Origin of the sequence: Pedobacter frigiditerrae, assembly GCF_004331645.1 — a bacterium.
Taxonomy (GTDB): domain Bacteria; phylum Bacteroidota; class Bacteroidia; order Sphingobacteriales; family Sphingobacteriaceae; genus Pedobacter; species Pedobacter frigiditerrae.
This window is the reverse complement of the sequence record NZ_SJSK01000004.1, coordinates 170,125-187,323: the sequence shown is the minus strand read 5'-3', so window position 1 is coordinate 187,323 and position 17,199 is coordinate 170,125. Positions and strand designations below refer to the sequence as shown.

18 protein-coding genes are annotated in these 17,199 nt (G+C 33.7%); 2 read left to right on the top strand and 16 right to left on the bottom strand.

Translation table 11 applies throughout. From position 1 onward, the window contains the following. Positions 1-16: 16 nt before the first annotated feature. Positions 17-1,939: an LTA synthase family protein gene (locus EZ428_RS15990; protein WP_131554193.1), complete on the bottom strand. Its 1,923-nt coding sequence runs from the start codon at positions 1,937-1,939 to the stop codon at positions 17-19. 122 nt (positions 1,940-2,061) lie between these two features. Here EZ428_RS15990 and EZ428_RS15985 point away from each other — a divergent pair, with 122 nt between their 5' ends. Next, positions 2,062-2,658 (top strand): HD domain-containing protein, encoded by a 597-nt coding sequence (locus EZ428_RS15985; protein ID WP_131554192.1) that lies wholly within the window; start codon positions 2,062-2,064, stop codon positions 2,656-2,658. Here EZ428_RS15985 and EZ428_RS15980 read toward each other — a convergent pair. Genes EZ428_RS15980 through EZ428_RS15970 form a run of 3 tightly spaced genes read right to left on the bottom strand, consistent with a single transcriptional unit; the run spans position 2,655 to position 5,393 of the window. Continuing rightward, a complete protein-coding gene (locus EZ428_RS15980) occupies positions 2,655-3,416 on the bottom strand; it encodes a phosphatase PAP2 family protein (protein ID WP_165501792.1) in 762 nt (253 codons plus the stop codon). The two genes, EZ428_RS15985 and EZ428_RS15980, sit on opposite strands and share 4 nt — an antisense overlap. A gap of 52 nt (positions 3,417-3,468) precedes the next feature. Continuing rightward, a complete protein-coding gene (locus tag EZ428_RS15975; protein ID WP_131554190.1) occupies positions 3,469-4,719 on the bottom strand; it encodes a sensor histidine kinase in 1,251 nt (416 codons plus the stop codon). Next, a complete protein-coding gene (locus EZ428_RS15970) occupies positions 4,716-5,393 on the bottom strand; it encodes a response regulator transcription factor (protein ID WP_131554189.1) in 678 nt (225 codons plus the stop codon). Before EZ428_RS15970 ends, EZ428_RS15975 begins: the two co-directional genes overlap by 4 nt. 115 nt (positions 5,394-5,508) lie before the next feature. Between EZ428_RS15970 and EZ428_RS15965 the strand changes: the two genes are divergently transcribed. Further along, a complete protein-coding gene (locus EZ428_RS15965) occupies positions 5,509-7,926 on the top strand; it encodes a TonB-dependent receptor domain-containing protein (protein WP_131554188.1) in 2,418 nt (805 codons plus the stop codon). Positions 7,927-7,988: 62 nt separating this feature from the next. Here EZ428_RS15965 and EZ428_RS15960 read toward each other — a convergent pair whose 3' ends face one another. The 12 genes from EZ428_RS15960 to EZ428_RS15905 all read right to left on the bottom strand — a co-directional run bounded on the left by EZ428_RS15960 (position 7,989) and on the right by EZ428_RS15905 (position 17,199). Continuing rightward, the gene (locus tag EZ428_RS15960; protein WP_131554187.1) at positions 7,989-8,240 is read right to left on the bottom strand and encodes an FUSC family protein; all 252 of its coding nucleotides are present in this window, start codon (positions 8,238-8,240) and stop codon (positions 7,989-7,991) included. A 1-nt stretch (position 8,241) separates the two neighbouring features. Further along, positions 8,242-8,925 carry a hypothetical protein gene (locus tag EZ428_RS15955; RefSeq protein WP_131554186.1) on the bottom strand — a complete coding sequence of 228 codons (684 nt, stop codon included), beginning with the start codon at positions 8,923-8,925 and terminating at the stop codon, positions 8,242-8,244. A gap of 175 nt (positions 8,926-9,100) precedes the next feature. Beyond that, positions 9,101-10,018, bottom strand: coding sequence for a helix-turn-helix domain-containing protein (locus EZ428_RS15950; RefSeq protein WP_225871079.1), 918 nt, complete (start codon positions 10,016-10,018; stop codon positions 9,101-9,103). 227 nt (positions 10,019-10,245) lie between these two features. Further along, complete coding sequence (locus EZ428_RS15945) at positions 10,246-10,626, bottom strand: hypothetical protein (RefSeq protein ID WP_131554185.1); 381 nt, start codon at positions 10,624-10,626, stop codon at positions 10,246-10,248. A gap of 318 nt (positions 10,627-10,944) precedes the next feature. Continuing rightward, on the bottom strand, positions 10,945-11,592 hold the full coding sequence (locus EZ428_RS15940) for a hypothetical protein (RefSeq protein ID WP_205945731.1): 648 nt from the start codon (positions 11,590-11,592) through the stop codon (positions 10,945-10,947). A 187-nt stretch (positions 11,593-11,779) separates the two neighbouring features. Continuing rightward, positions 11,780-12,232, bottom strand: a complete 453-nt coding sequence (locus EZ428_RS15935; protein WP_131554184.1) for a hypothetical protein — start codon at positions 12,230-12,232, stop codon at positions 11,780-11,782. Positions 12,233-12,370: 138 nt separating this feature from the next. Then, complete coding sequence (locus EZ428_RS15930; RefSeq protein ID WP_131554183.1) at positions 12,371-13,126, bottom strand: hypothetical protein; 756 nt, start codon at positions 13,124-13,126, stop codon at positions 12,371-12,373. Positions 13,127-13,294: 168 nt separating this feature from the next. Next, on the bottom strand, positions 13,295-13,879 hold the full coding sequence (locus EZ428_RS15925; RefSeq protein WP_131554182.1) for a hypothetical protein: 585 nt from the start codon (positions 13,877-13,879) through the stop codon (positions 13,295-13,297). 14 nt (positions 13,880-13,893) lie between these two features. Next, positions 13,894-14,664 carry a hypothetical protein gene (locus tag EZ428_RS15920; protein WP_131554181.1) on the bottom strand — a complete coding sequence of 257 codons (771 nt, stop codon included), beginning with the start codon at positions 14,662-14,664 and terminating at the stop codon, positions 13,894-13,896. 81 nt (positions 14,665-14,745) lie between these two features. Continuing rightward, positions 14,746-15,390 (bottom strand): hypothetical protein, encoded by a 645-nt coding sequence (locus tag EZ428_RS15915; protein ID WP_131554180.1) that lies wholly within the window; start codon positions 15,388-15,390, stop codon positions 14,746-14,748. A 114-nt stretch (positions 15,391-15,504) separates the two neighbouring features. After that, positions 15,505-16,257 carry a DUF1835 domain-containing protein gene (locus tag EZ428_RS15910; RefSeq protein WP_131554179.1) on the bottom strand — a complete coding sequence of 251 codons (753 nt, stop codon included), beginning with the start codon at positions 16,255-16,257 and terminating at the stop codon, positions 15,505-15,507. 348 nt (positions 16,258-16,605) lie between these two features. Then, complete coding sequence (locus EZ428_RS15905; RefSeq protein ID WP_131554178.1) at positions 16,606-17,199, bottom strand: HD domain-containing protein; 594 nt, start codon at positions 17,197-17,199, stop codon at positions 16,606-16,608.

Genomic DNA, 17,199 nt, shown 5'->3' with positions numbered 1-17,199 from the left:
TCTTGTCTGTAAACACTTATTTAAAACCATATAACTTATTTTTATAGAGATAAGATGCCAATTCATAATTAGCTATTGCCTCATCTATTAGAGAAGGATTAGCCCCAACAGGTTTTGAATTGCCATTTATAAAATCGGGTGTATAAGATTTTACTTTTTTATTAGGATTTAAAATAACAAGTTGATTGTTCTTGATATAACCTAAACTTTGGTAAGTGCTAATGAATGCTCTTTCTTCATTGTCTTTCATTTTAAAGACATCTTGTCCGAAGAACTTACTTTTATAGCTAAAGTTTAAATAGCCCAATAACGTAGGTCCAATATCTATCTGTGCCGTTAACTTTTCAAATTTTGAAGGTTTAATGTGATGAGGTGCATAAAATATCATTGGGATATGATATTTGTCTACAGGTAACTCTACCTTGCCAGCACTTGAGGCACAATGATCAGCTACTATAATAAAAAGGGTATTGGCAAACCAAGGCTTCAATTTAGCTTCCCGGATAAATTTACCAATGGCATAATCTGTGTATTTTACAGCACCTTCTCTACCGGTATGAGATGGAATATCAATCCTTCCGTCTGGGTAAGTATAGGGTCTGTGATTGGATACCGTCATGATCTGTGCAAAGAATGGTTTTTTTGCCTTATAGTCTTTATCAAGTTCTCTTAATGATAACGTAAATAAATCCTCATCTGCTACACCCCAGATATTAGAATAATGAATTTCTGAATCCTTTAATGCATCTCTATCTGTTACATCATAACCGTTTTGAGAAAAGAATTCATGCATGTTATCGAAATAACTATAACCACCATATATAAACCTACTGTGGTAACCTTTTTCTTTAAATACAGCACCAAGTGTAAATAGATTTTTGTTGTCTGGTCGTTTAACGATAGATTGTCCTGGAGTAGGTGGAATGCAAAGCGAAAGTGCTTCAAGCCCTCTGACTGTTCTAGTGCCAGAAGCATATAGGTTAGTAAATAACATTCCTTGTTTGGCTAAAGAATCCATACAAGGTGTGATATTTTGTGTGTTTCCAAAACTGCCCAAAAATGATGCACTTAAACTTTCTACGCTTATTAAAACCACATTCATTTGCTTTGGTTGCTCAGCACTTGATATTTTTCTTTCACTGTAGCTGCCAGTTTTTTGTAAAGTATCTTTTATAAAAGTTTTTCTAAATAGGTTAACAGCATCCTGTATGGGTAAGGTTTTGTAAAATGTATCATAATCTAACTCATTGTGCCAAAAAGCAAAGCCGAAATCATACATCCCATTGCCAGAGAGTTCATTTACATATTGGTTATCACTTTGTGTTTTCCATTTATGGTTTACCAAAAAATAAGTGGCTACTGGAACCAAAAGAATCAATAATGCTATTTTGCTTCTTTGTTTAAACTTGGTTTGCTTGCTGGTCGATTGCCAAATCAGGTTTTTTAGGCCATAGGTAACTAATGCAGAAAAAATGAATAAGACAGCAAGAATGGTGTTAATGGGATACGACTGACGGATATTTCCAATTACTTCTGTGGTATAAACCAAATAATCTACAGCAATGAAATTAAACCTCACCGAAAACTCTTCCCAAAAAATAAACTCAGAAATAGCATTAGCGATAAGTGTAGTAGTGATAATGAAAAAATAAACCAGCAGTACTATTTTGTTGAATCGTTTATCAAACCATTTGGCAGGGAAAAGCCATAGGTAAAGTACCAGAGGTATAATGGCATAAGATACTGCTGCTAAATCGAAGATTAAGCCGACTATAAAAACACGAAGTATATTAATGATAGTCCAGTCGAACGATGCACTTGAAAAAACCAATAAGGTAATTCTAGTGAGTAATGATGTTAGGCAAAATAAGCAAACTGCTAATAAAACAGTGCCAAACCTATTTTTAAGGATTGGATGAATCTTGATTTTGGAGCGCATTAATGATTGGTTTGAGAACAAATATACCCTCGAATTCTGAAGAAAATCTGAATTTGTATTGTGTTAGCCTATACTTCAAAATCTCTTCAGATTTTCAACTTATCCTTGTTTAAATAAGGCGTATGAATAGAATTGGATTAATAGAGGTTGTTTCGCAGTTTGTAGGTAGGCTATTAAAAGATGAGCTTGATTCAAAACTCTATTTTCATAGTCAAAACCACACCTTAAATGTGGTAAATGCTGTAATAGAAATTGCAGAAAGAACAAATTTATCAGCAGAGGAACTGTTGATAGTTGAAGTTGCCGCCTGGTTTCATGATGTTGGCTATACCACACAATATAAGGGACATGAAAAAATTAGTATTAAGATTGCTAAACAATTCTTAAAAGAACTAAAGATGGACCGTGCATTTGTAAATAAGGTTGTTTCTTGTATCTCTGCAACAACATACCCCCAATCGCCGAAAAATAAAATAGAGATGGTAATTTGTGATGCAGATTTTTATCATCTTTCTAGGGAAGATTATAATGAATTTGAAAACGCATTGAGGTTAGAATGGGAAAAACTACTGAATGTTGTTTATCAGGATAAGGAGTGGAACCTAATGAACTTAGAAATGCTAACTTCTCATGAATACTTTACCATATATGGAAAAGAAAAACTTCAACCTCTTAAAGACAAAAACATTCAAAAATTATTACGGAAAATGCAGGGTTAATTTAACTTATAACCTAAGCCAAAACCTAAAGAACCATTTTGGTAGGCGGGGGCAATGCTTAACTTCCTCTCATTAACCTTGAAAATCTTTTTGAGATAGGGATAAATAACGTAGGTAAGTTTAGTTGATAAAATACCAAATCCTGCTCCAGCAACTACATCACTTAGCCAATGTTTGTTATTGTACATTCTCAATATTCCAGTTGCACTTGCAATGGTGTAACCTGCATAACCAAACCAAGGTGATTGACCTTTGAATTCTTGATTAAATAATTCTGCAGCTGCAAAAGCAGTAGCCGTATGTCCAGAAGGAAAGGAGTTATAACTAGAACCATCAGGCCTTAAACGATGTACTTGATGTTTCAAGGTGGTAATCACAGCCGTTGTAATTACGGTAGTCATCAGTACCATCGCACTTTGATCGCCAACCTTATTTTTAGATTTAATACCTGCAATATCTAAACCATACATGGCAAATAATGGCGAAAATTCTATGTAATCATCAATGTGAGCAGCAAATTTTGGATGATCTTCGCTCAACTCTGCCTTAGTGCTGAAATCTAAATCTCTTATGGCATTATTGCCAAGAGATATTACTCCATAACTAACAAATAAACTAGGGATAATATATGATTCAAACTTCTTAGGGTTGGAAAGGTTATGCTCAAACTTAGCCTCAGCCTCAACCTTATTGCTATCAATTTCTTGAGCATTTAATTTTATCGCTAATAGAAAGAGCAATAACAATATGCTTTTCATGGTATGGATTTGCATCTAAGCTAAATCCAAACCTTGAAGAAATTCTGTAGTGTTAAAACGTTAAGCAGAAAATATGCAGCTTATCTTGATAAGTGTAGGTAATGTCAAATTGATGAAGCCCGGCAATTTGCTTAACCATTGCCAATCCCAAACCCATACCTTCTGATGATGGTGTTTTGTAAAACCTTTCAAAAGCCTGGGCTTGATCCAAAGTATTGTCCTTACTTGTATTAGAGATAATCAATTCAGTTTTATTTAAATCAATTGTAATAGTACCATTATTATAATTATGCCTGATTGCATTGCTTAAAAGATTATTTAACAAGATATCAGCTAAGTATTTACTCATCATTATTTCTTTGTCTAATAAGTTTTGAGTGAGTGTAATATTTTTTCCATTCACTAATTCTTGAAACAATTTGATTTTCTCCACTATTAAATCCTTTAAATTAAATGTTTCTTGTTCAGGAATGAGTTTGTTTTCTATTTTGGCTAATAATAATAACGAATGATTTAATCTGCCCAATCTGCCCACCGAATTATAAATTTCATCTATTAATTCTCCTTGCTGAGGATTTAATGCTTCGCCTTGTAATAGTAAGTCTAGCTTTGAGTTAATTACAGCTAGGGGAGTCATCATTTCATGAGAAGCATTGTCGGTAAAGGTTTTAAGCTCTTTATAGTCTTTTTTTACGCTATCAGCCATACTGCCAACTGCAATATTCAGCTCATTAAATTCTTCTATGTTTGTTTGTTGCGCTTTTATATCGGTCTTTGCGGTTAAGTTAAAGGCTTTCATAGTATTTAAAGTAGCATAAAAGGGACGCCAAATGCTTTGGAGTAAAAACCTGTTAATTAGTAATAAAGAAACTAATAGCAGTATGGTTACGGCAAGCGTGATAAAGAAGATTAAACGAATTAAATCTTCAGACTCTGCCCTTGATTTACTGATGCTAACTTGATAGTTTTGGCCATTTACAATTACAGAGGTGATTAGTGTTCTACCTGGTTCGCTTTCTTTTTCGTTTGCTCTATTATAGTTGTCGTAAAAGAAATTTCTATTAACTTTTTTATTGCCAAGTTTTACGTAGGCTACTTTTTGATGCAAAAAATCGCCTGGAGAAGGTAGTTTTCCATAGTTTAAAACGTAGGCCTGAATCTCTTTTTCTTCAATTACTAAATCTTTATCTAGCTTATTGGTTAATATAAAGTGAATGGCGATATAATAAATTACTCCTGTTATAACCAAAATTATGGATGAAGTAAGCAAGTTTGCCCTGTTGTACCGTTGTGCTAATTTCATATTTGTTCTAGTTTGTAGCCCACGCCATACATGGATTTGATGTAGTCTTTAGCGCCTGCCTCCACAATTTTTTTCCTTAGGTTTTTAATATGCGTATAAATAAAATCAAAGTCATCTGATAAGTCAATTTCATCTCCCCATAAATGTTCAGCAATGGCATTTTTGGTAATTACTTTTCCTTGATTAGAAATAAAGTAGATCAATAAGTCATATTCCTTTTTGGTAAGGTTAAGTAACTTATCATTAATCTTAACTTCCATTGCCATGACATCGATTCTTATTTCGTTAAAAATTAAGATGTTATTGCCGCTAAAGTTTTTCCTGCGGACAATAGCCATTACTCTAGCTTTAAGCTCCGAGAGATGAAAAGGTTTAACTAGGTAATCGTCCGCTCCTAAATCTAACCCATTTAATTTGTCATCTAAAGAATGTCGTGCCGAAATGATCAATACTCCTTCTTTACGGTTTATCTTTTTTAATTCTCTCAGTACTTGTAGTCCATCACCACCTGGCAAAGTTAAATCCATCAAAATACAATCGTAATGATAAAGGTTTATCTTTTCTATAGCAGATGGGTAATCTACAGCAATCTCACAGATATTTCCTTCTCCTTTAAAGTAGGAGACCATGCTGTCTCTAAGCGATTCTTCATCTTCAATTATCAGGAGTTTCATACAAGCAAAATAACAATATAATTCTGTAGAAAAATTGATTTAAAATTTTACCAACTACCAAATTCAAACAGAATTAGATTTTATCTATGCACCTAAATATATAATATCTTTAAATATGCAAATCTTTAAATTCTTTAAATTATTATTTGTTGTGCTTTTGGTTGGATTTGCAGCCAATGCACAAACTATTAAAACAACAGTTTCCGGATTGGTTTTAGATAGTAAAAGCAAGGCCCCCATTCCTTATGCCAACATCATCCTTAAAACCAAAACGGATCAAAAATTTATAGTAGGTACCATTACTGATGAAGAAGGGCGTTTTAAATTGGTAGATATAGCTGTTGGTACTTACACCATCTCCATTACATATATTGGTTATTTAAGCAAATCACAAGACATCACCACTGGTAACTTAAATGCTTTTTTAGACCTTGGTCATATTGCTATTGACGCAGATGCAAAAACCTTAAACGAGGTTACCGTTATTGCTCAAAATACTGATGGTTTATCAGATAAAATGGATAAAAAATCTTTTAACCTTGCTAATAATGTAAGTCAGGTGGGTGGTTCAGTTTTACAAGCCATGCAGAATTTACCTGGGGTAACTATACAAGATGGGAAAATACAATTGCGTGGTAACGATAAAGTAGCCATTCTAATTGATGGGAAACAAAATGCAATTACAGGCTTTGGTTCACAAACAGGATTAGATAATATTCCAGCATCAGCAATTGAGCGAATAGAAATCATCAATAACCCGTCTGCTAAATATGATGCAAATGGTAATGCGGGTATCATCAATATCATTTACAAAAAGAACAAACAAGATGGTTTTAATGGTAAAATTGGATTGACAACGGGTTTAGGTACTTTATGGGAGAGAAAAGAAAATTTGCCAAGCATTAGACCGCAATACCAGGCAACGCCAAAATTAAATCCATCGGTCTCACTTAACTATAGAAAAAATAAGTTAAACACATTTTTACAGGGCGATTGGCTTTATACGCAAACCTTAAATAGAAATGAATTTGCAAGCCGAACTTATACCGATGGAACGGTTATTAATCAACAAGTTAAACGTAACCGGACAACTACATTTACCACTGTAAAATCTGGTGTAGATTATAATCCTGATGAGCAAAATTCTTTTACTTTTTCTGGGTATTTTAATAGAGAAAAGATATTAGACAGGGGAGATATACCTTATTTTAATGCAAGCCTAACTCAACGTTTGCGTTTATGGCAGTTTTTAGAAGATGAAGTGAAATACACGGTTACAGGATCTGCCATCTATCAGCATAAATTTAAACAACCCGGACATTTATTAAATGCTGGCTTTAATTACACCTGGCATAGGGAGGACGAAAAATATTTCTTTACCAATATCATGCCTACGTTTACTGGTCAAGATTCTTTTGCCTTATTGTCTGATGAACACGTTGCAGATTTTAACCTAGATTACATTAAACCTTTAAAACAAGGTAGAATTGAGACTGGTGTTAAATTTAGAAGGAGAACTATACCAACTAATATGCAATTTTTCCCTGGCTTAAATTCTCCAATTGATGCCAATGCAGGTGGATGGGCAGACTATAAGGAAACCATACCAGCAGTTTACGGAAACTATATTTTTGAGAATAACCATGTGGAGCTAGAGGCAGGGTTAAGATTTGAATATGTAAAAGTAAAATATGATGTAAACCCAAATCATAATACTTACCAAAGTGATGGTTATGATTATGCCCGTCCATTTCCCAACTTACGTTTCGCTTATAAAATTGATGATAAAAATAAGTTATCAATGTTCTTTAATAGAAGGGTAGACAGGCCAAACGAAGTTGATATCCGTATTTTTCCAAAGTATGATGAACCAGAATTGTTAAAAGTTGGTAATCCGACATTGCGACCTCAATTTACCAATACCATAGAATTAGGTTATCGATTAAATTGGAAAAAAGGAAATGTTTATACTTCGTTATATCATAAAATGATAAATGCTACCATTACCCGGATTGCCACCCAGGTGACTGGAAATACAATTTTGTACAATATCTTTCAAAATGCAGGCAAGAGTTATAATACTGGAGGAGAAGTTGTTTTACAACAGGAGTTAACGCCTTGGTTCTCTTTTAACACCAGTGGAGCAGTTTACAAAAATACCATTAAGGCATTCAGTGTAACCAATCGCTATCCTATACCTACAGTTTATAGCATGGCTGAGGAAAGTATAACTTCTGGAAATGTAAAATTTAATGGTTCATTTAAGTTTAAACCATCAACCCAATTTCAGTTGACTGCTGTTTATTTAGCACCAGATTTAATTCCACAAGGTAAAATTGGCTCGAGGTTTTCAGTTGATATGGGCTTTAAAAAGCAAATTCAAAAAGGTAAAGGCGAATTATTCTTAAATGGTACAGATATTCTAAATACATTACGTATTCATAAAAACATCTCAGGAAATGGATTTAATCTAATAAGTACGGATTATTACGAAACACAGGTGTTTAGATTGGGGTATAGTTATAAGTTTTAACTATTCATTGGTTCAATAGTGGGATGATGTAGCTGAAACACCATAATAACATTCTTCACCTTTTATTTTAAATTCCGCTCTTTTAAAAGAGCTTCCAATTCTTTGTTATCATGTTTTGGTTTATTAATCAGCTTATAAGCGAGAAATATAGGAATGAGCATCAAAAATCCAAAGCTGCTTTTTACTATGCTATAAAACACAACGCCTATTAAAAATCCAATTAATACCGCATCGATTATGGCAGTTGATTTCCTTTTTTTTGCCTCTTGTAAGAGTTCTTGATCTGTTAATGCTGATAGTGGTTTTTTTATCATTTTATTCTTTCTTTTTGTTTTCCAAGATGATTTCATTAAGCTGTTTTATAACCTCTTCATACGTGGCTATAAGAGAATTTGTATTGTACTGAAGGTTAAAATACTTTGATTGCATCCTTTGGGTAGTATAAACATCATTTAGCGAAAGATTTCCTGCATCTACATCCAGTATCCTTAATTGTTCTGCATTGATGAAGTTTACCCTAGAGGTTAAATTGGGTATAGTTTGCTGATAGTAACTTAATATTTTGTTTTTTATTTTGTCATCTTCAATGGTTCCAATTTTTCCACTAGATTTAAAACCTTCATATCTCCCTACATTAAAATTTGTACTTAGCAGTGAAAAATTAGTATGTGAACCAATAAGGCTGTCGCTTGTTTTATTCTTTTTCAAAGCAAGCATAAACTTATAATCGTTATTCAGCATGGTTGCTGTGTTTTTGTTTTCCTCAAGTACCTTAATGTCAGCAGCAAGGTCTTCATTTAATTCTTTCAAGAATTTATTTGCTTCCTTTTGTTCGTGTCTGTGTTCACTCCAGCCATGCAGCCAAATAGAAAGCGATACAGCAAAAACGATTATAAAAATTTCAATCGTAATTTCTTTAGCTTTTTCGCTAAAAGTATGCTTTGGATCCTTTACTGTCTTGTAGATTTTTCTTGAATGTTTACTAATTTCTTCTTGCATGATCCTCTTTTACGTTTAGTACAGGGCATTAAATTGTTGAACTCTTTGTCTGTTTAAAATGGCATATAACGTGCTGTTACGCTAAGCCTATGGCTCGAATAAACTTTATGCAATTTAACATTTCATAAAAGATTTTCGAGCCATTTTGACAAAATAATGTTGCGAGTTATGTTTTTTATTCCGGTATCTCTATTATACTAATTCCTGTTAAATTTGCTTGGTTATTTTTCAAAAATGCATAAGTTATACTGTCCACCTTGCAGTTTACAAATTGAACTTTTTTAAACCTTTCATTATATTTGAAAAAGGTATTTAGAATGATTGCGTTTTCAAACTTAACGCCATAAAAAGCACAGTGCTCAAAATGGCAATCCTCAAAAGTTCCTGTTAAAGTAACATTGCTTATGTTAGACTTTAGAAATTTAGTGAACTTCCAAACTACATCATTAACATCATTGCGCTCAAAATTTGTTTCTGTAATTTCTGTACCCGAAAAGTCTGCTTCAGAGAAATTGCATTTTTCAATATTGTTTTTAAAAAGTTCAGCATCTATAAAAGAACATTTATTGAAATTATTATTTGAAAGGTTTGAAGATTGAATTTTACTGTCTCTCATATCTGAAAATGAAAAATCACACAATTCAATATTATTCTTTCCTAGAATAAGTCCCGACAAATCAGAGCTCATGAATTTACAGTTTTTCATGTTTGAAGAACTGAATTTCTCCTTCAAGTTCTTTAAACCCGAAAAGTCAGCATCAACCCAGTTTCCTTGAGACATATCCCAATTCCATTCTGCTTTATTTTTTGGTTTTGGAGTTATTTTCTCTGCCGTGGGCTTGTTAAATTGCTCATAAGTTGTGGTTTCAAGTTCCCTTGTCTTAAAACTGTCAGAGAAGTAGTTCAGGTCAACTCCAAGAATTTCTGCGAGTCTGTTTAAAGTGGAGATGTCTGGCATAGATTCGCCACGTTCCCATTTTCCTACTGCTTGTGGACTGATTGAAACTTGTTGAGCAAGTTCTGCTTGTGAAAGGTTAATTTTCTTTCTAGCTTCGGCAATTTTATTGCCAATTGTTTTTGAATTTAGCATCATAATTTTATGTTTTTATTGATGCTACAAAGTTATTCTGCCTCATTGTTGTTGAACATTTTTGTCCGCTACCATTAGTTGTTTATGCGCTACTTTTAGTTGTATTTCTATAACTGTTAGGTGTATTGTTGTCTTTTTTTTATTTCTGTGTCAATTTTTTCTTTTGCCTATCGGCTGGCGTCTCATTGACCGATAGAAAAATAGTTTTTCTTTATCGTCTGTTTACCATTTTAATTTTCATTTCTGCAATATCCAAGATAAAACATTGGTCGTGGAAATTTTGCCTTGTCAACCGAATGCCCTATTGGATTTAAGTATCCGTTGGCAATTAAAATTGTGTCGCCAAGTTGCTTGGCTCTTTTACCATCATATTTTAACAATAAGGAGTCACCCTTTTTGCTCCATTGCCCGGTCCACCATTCATCATAACCAAAAATGCCAGTCCAATTTAATTCGAATGATTTGTCTTTTCGGAATTTGATGTAAGCTTGGTTTTGCGTTCCTTCGTAACAAGCCCTAATTTCTACTTCGCTTTCTAATCTTTCAGAGTCAAGTCGGTATGGACTGAAAATTGCATAAGTCAAGGTGGTTAAAGTAATAATTGCGGGCAAACACTGCATTAAAGTTAATTTTTTTCTGTTTCGAAAGATTTTATTTATTCCGCTGATAGCGTAAACTACTATAGCAATAAAAAATGTAGGGATGAGCAGCGTCAAGATAATGAAAACAGCTCCAGTTAAATGCTTGTCAATATGATAGAAAAAAAATGTGAGCAGGAGATAAACGACACAAATGAATGTTGTAATAATTGTCCTTTTTTTAATCGTGTTGTCAGTCATTTTAAATTACCGTTAACGTTTTGCGATGGCCTATTTTTACCACAAATGTGTCTGCGTTGTAACGTACCGTTGCTTTTTGGTAAACTCGAGTTATGTTTTTTGTTTTTCCGATTTAATCTGGCTAAAGTCTTCATGTTTAGTGAAATACTCTAATCCTAAAACTAATAGTATCGAGCTTGCATTATATACCTTCTGCATGATGATTGCCCAATCCATATAACCAAAACCGAATAGAGAAAAGAAACAGTAAAAAGTGAGTAAGCAAATGATACAGCAGAATTTAAGTAAATGAAGTTTTGACTTTAGGATAAATATAGTAATGGTAAATAGACCAAACAATGTTAAAATGATTGATATTGTTCCCAGGTCATGCAACGGTGTTGCAATTAGGAAAATAAGTAAGATGTTGGCAGCGCCTATAAATTTTAAAATATTAGCCCATAGTCTTAAAGGTATTTTTTTTGACATGTTGATAAAAAAGATACCATAACCAACCGATTGAAATGCCATTCCAATAACTGCCCAAATCCGGCCAGGGTTTACTGAACCATTTATCGCTTTTGCTGCAAACAAATTACTTATGAAATTTTTTGACCAGTCAAAACCTATAGAATTTTTGTCGAGCAATGAGCCACCGGGATAAACTGAGGCTGCTATAACGATCAAAATCACGGAAATGACCAAGCATATCAAAACCGAATGTTTCTTAACCATTTGCTTTATTGTTAAACTTTCCATTTGTGGATCAATTGAGGTGTTGTGTGTAGCATTTAGTTTGAAGTGACTGTTACCGTTTTTCAGATTTAGGAAATCACGAAATTATATATAGTGCCTCTGTAATACAGCACTAAATTTAATAAAAAGTGATGAAAGGAGTGAGCGGACTTTGCTAGCAATTTTCTAAACCTGTTGTTGTACGAATTATTTACTTATAACTAACTTTCATTTTATGCAATTGCATTTTTCCTTGTTTTAAAAATGCTGTAAGATTATCATTAGTTTCTATAAGTTGAGATGGATATCCGATTTTTACGTTGAAGAGAGAATCATTACGAATCTCACATTCTATGTAGACATCATAGTTCGCAATACCACCTTCCTCATAAATCATTCTCCAATTACTGTCTTTTTTTGACAATAACCGCAATTTTCGATCGAGTAATTCAATCTCAACAACATCAGTTGCATTATAATCTTCATTTGGATTTGCAATTTTTGTTTCACCGTTTAATGCAAATAAAACAGCGTTCAGCTGTTTTGGAATTGAATCTTTGGAATTGAACTCTTTCCATTCAGGCTTAATCGCTATTACACTTCTTGTGTCTTCTCGAGAACAACTAATGATTAGTATTGAGATGAAAAAAATGAAGAGTTTCATTATTAGCAGAGTTTTTAATATTTCGTATAACGTTTTTTGCGGCTTGGCAATGGTGGCGGTTTAGATAAAGTTACTAAAAGATTAAGGGTTGTAGAGAGATTCTCCGCCACTTTTGCTAACCGTTGTTAGGTGCAATTATTAACGATCTTTTTTTGTTTTCCAAAAATAGTTTTCTTCCAAACTGTCACTTGGTTTAAATTTATATTCATTGAAATAGAATTTTCTAACAGCTTCTTTTAGCTCCTTTATGGTTTGGTAGCTGCCGCTTAATTGGACTTTGTTAAGCCCAGGTTCTAATTCCCATTCATTATCCTTGCCCCGCTTGTTAGCTGAAAAATATGCTGGATCTAAATCATTCCCCAAATCATTCGATTCAAATTTATTAGCATAAATGATGAAGATTTGATTTCCAGATGGAGAATAAATTATAGTGTCAAGTACTCCATCATTAACATCTGTCCCACCATAAAGTCTATTGTTAAAGACTATTAAACAGTCAATGGCTAATTCAGCATTTAGGCTATCTTTCAAGAATACAGCTTTAGATACGGGCCTTAGATATTTTACTGTCAAATCAGGTTGTCTGTCGTCATAAATTTCGGAGACTAAACTTGGAACTATTAAAACCCCAGTTAAAATAAATATTATCAAATTAATATACCAATATTTTTTAAACCAAATCCAAAATAGGATAGAGGTTAAAATACTAATAAAAAAAAGCCCATATATAAAGTAATTTAAAGCATAGGCAATAAGAGTCATGGGAACTTGTTCTCCTCCAGAATGTCCTATGCTTAGAATCGGAATTCCTATAACACAAAATCCTAAGAATAGTATAATTCCGAAGAGATAGATTTTAAAAGGGCTTCCAAATGTTTTTTTAATCCAATTCATAGTTTTTGTAAAAGCATTAAGTAATCTACACAACTTTAACAGCTCGCCAAATTTAACTTTGGGACCGTAAAGGTGTCGACGGTTGCATGAAAAACTAGAACCGTTTATACCAAAAAAAATAAGTGCCAAAATTGCAAGTAACGCTCCGCGACTTGTCGGATGGCGGTGTTAATTTGCCTTTCTCGCAAAAGCGTCTTTAACTGTCAATCGTAAAATCCAAATTAATGATTTATTAGGATTGGTTTCTATTTTTTCAAGTGTTCCACCACAGCGAACAATTGATTTCTCAGTAAAATCGTCAAGGTTAACTTTGTCTTTGAATATAAATTTTTCAAAACAAAGAATGTTTGTACCTGTGGAGTTTGCCGCAGAAGTAAAAGCTGTATTTGTTGAATCTGTTACTTCAAATTTTAGTTGGCTTAAAGCACCGTCTTTTGTTGTCACGGGATGAGCAGGCATGATGATCTTTTGTCCTTGAAATTTCATTACATTTTGTTCAAGCTCCTTGTAAGACATTTGGTTTTCTGTAACCATACCAGCAGCAGAAAAAATATTAATGTATAGTATAATAGCATGAAAATCAGAGGTGTCTTTTTCTGCTGTTAATAGTTTGCTTGATTCTTTAAATGCAGATTTCCAGTCTTCTGTCTTTAGATAAGGAATTAAACTTTTAAAGTCATCATAAGTTAGGGTTTGTCCGTATGATTGATTTAGTCCTACAAATAGAATTATTAGTGTTAAAAGTTTTTTCATTATCTGCTCTTCTTTCAGTCGTCAAATTCGATTGCATTTTTTGTTTTTGTCGCCCAGTTATTAATATCAATTTTTATTTTCTGTTTCTCGTTAGCGGTTAGTGTTTGCTTTGTCGGTAATGACCAATTTGTCAAACTGTTGAAATACATAATAAGCCCATTCATTCCTAATTCAAACTCAACTTCGGCAATTCTACCATTGTCTGTAATGTATAAAAAACCGCTTCGTCCGTGTGATTTTAGATGCACTCCTTCTTTCGCTATTAATTCTTGGACTTTACCTTTTTCACGTCTTTCAATTGCCCATTCTTCTTTAAGTTTCTCCGAGATATGGTGTTGAAAATGTGTGTCGTCAAATTTTATAGTTGTCCAGCCAAATGGTGTCTTTAATTTTATGTCTCGTTCGTTTCGATTGATTTGCTTTCGACAATACTTTGCTTCATCTGTTAAATCCATTTTATCAGCAGCGTCTGCAAGTCCAAGCCAAAAGTCTTCTGAAAAGTAATGCTCTGTTTCGTTCGCAAGTTCGATTAAACTGTCGAGTGCAAGCTCCCATTCTCTGTTGTCTAAAAATTCAACACAATTAATAAACTGACTGTGTGTCTTATAAAAGTCGGGCATATAGTCAACCAAACGTCTTATCGTCTGCTCAGGTGAGAAATCCGTTTTGGGTTGTCGCTTTATGAAGTTGAATAGTTTCAATGTTGTCTTGTCTTTTAGAGTTGCCACTAAGGTTTTGTGGCTTTGCAAATTTTTGAATTTACTTACTTCAATTATCGCAAGCACTAACTTAATAAATAATTACTGAACTCGCATAGCAACTATTACCCAAAAATTTGTAAAACCTATGTTAGCAGCTGTTGTTCCCTAAAAATCCCAAACTGAATAATATATCATTCTGGTTCGCGGTTGAAGTATCAAAAGTCTTCCATCGTGAAATCTTAAGCCTTTTTCATCAGAACAACAATCTTCCACGTAACTATAGTAATTTGTAGTGTCATTAAGTAATTTTACCAAATCCTTATCACCTAAATAGATACTTTCGCCATTATCATAAATCCCCAAACCAACTCCGTCTGCGAAATTAAATTTAACTGAAGCCCCTAATTTATGAGGAATTTGACCCTTATGCCATTTTATATTATTCCAAGGTGGCTTGCCATTTAGCCATGACTTAATTTGAGATTCTGTTGTCTTGAAGACAATACTAAATTCTCCCTCCAGTAGTTCGTAGTTGTCATTCACATCAATGTTGCTAATAGAGTCACTTATTGATAAACCCGTACGTTTTTTAAATACTTTTTTTGTATCGCCAACAAGTGCCTTTGCATCACCTTTTGAAAAAAGCCTGTCTTCAAAAACCGCCATATCTACCAAATACAAAAGACATGAAACAAAGATCATGGTTACATACTTTGCTGCCTTAGGATAGCCAAACCATTTAGTTATATAATAAACGCCAATTGTGGTTCCAATAACAATGGCAACTAAAAAAATTATAATAAATATCACGGGTTTTAATTTCTGCTTTTCAGTTTTTGTTGTCTATCGGCTGGTGTCTCCACCAGCCGAAATTTGCAAAGAATGTTATTCCTATCTCGTCAATCGCCTTTACGCCAAAGCAATTTAGCGATTGTGCATTACTTTATCATAAAGGTGTTTTAGTTGAGTGTCACCAAAACCATAAATACTTTCCCTATTCCAAAACTCTCTAAACACATCATTAAAGTCGGTAACACCATTTTGTATAATGTCATCAATAACTTTTTCAGGTCTTCCTTTTGCCCCATTTTTTGGAAAACGGTCAACATGAGCTTCAACTACTTCTTGCAAATACGGGAAAGCAGAAGATTGATTTTTTGCAAGGCGAATTAATTCGTCAAGATTGTTGCTTTGATAAGCAGTCCATAAGTCTTGCCCTAATTGTAAGTCAGTATTATCTAAAAGCGTTCTGTTAGCAAAACAAATGACAAGTTCAGTTGAATTTGCTTGCCCATAACCATTCCAAAACTGTTTATTTGTTTTGTCTAAATGGGAAGTATAAACAATAGAAACTTTCTTCTTTATTGATAAACGATTGATAATTGAAATCACGAACCACATGTTAACCTGACAGAACAAATCATACTCAAACCAAAGGTTGAATTCGGAATTGTCAGGAGCATTCATTATTTTCTCAAATTCCTTTACAACATTGTTGTGATATGCTGCTGCTGGTATTCCAATGTATTTAGCCCTTGAATGCCAAAAGTCATTTAAATTATCGCCTGATAAGTTTCCATCAATAAGTGCTTCTCTGAAAACGATGATATCTCCAGTAATTTTTGAATTATGAAAACTGTAGGCAAGAGCATCTCCGTTTAAAATATGATGAATCATGATTGTGATGTTTTTGAATTACTGCTAACTCCTAAATATACACAAGTTTATTAATGCCCTCAAACGAATAATTAGGATCTTTAGTTTGCCTATCGGCTGGTGCCTCCACTCGCTTAATTAGTATGGTGTTTCGGTTGGTGAGACACCGAACGATTGAAAAGTGAAAATGCATTAAGATGCCCAGTCAAGCTGAGCATGACGCACTCACTTGTCATCCGATGAGTACTCCCAAGGAGTCCCTTTGGGATAATGCGCCCTGTAAATCTCATCGGTTGACACTATACTATTGCTACTTGTTAGTCATCCGATGAAACCTGAATTTTACCCATATTCATCGGATGACGGGAGTTATTTATTATTTAAAATCCCCTTCTCCACACTTTCAGTAAGTAGTTGTTCTGCATAATTCCAAATGGTTGCAGAGCCATCTTTAATTGCTTTTTTCTTATCATAAACTTGCTGGTAGGGTACATTAAATTCTGCCCAAGTACCACCCTTGTTTGAGGTATTTTGCAATAAGGGTTCAAACCTATCCATTGTTTTTGCAAATTTTGCCTCAGCTGTAATGCCTGCCTCAAATTCTTCCCAAATGGCAATAAATTCTTGTGCTTGCGCGGTGGGTAGAAGTCCGAAAATTCGTTTAGCGGCAATCAATTCTTCTGCTATATTGCTGTGATTTTTTGAAGCATCATAGATAAAAGTATCACCTGCATCAATTTCCACAATATCGTGTATCAAAACCATTTTCAAGACCTTCAATACATCTATTGGCTTATCAGCATGATTAGCCAATACAATGGTCATCATGGCTAAATGCCAACTATGTTCAGCGTCATTTTCATACCTGTCGCTATTGAACAATTTAGTCTTTCGTTGGATATATTTTAACTTGTCAATCTCTTTGATGAAAGCTACCTGTTTTAATAAATCCTCAGTTTGCAT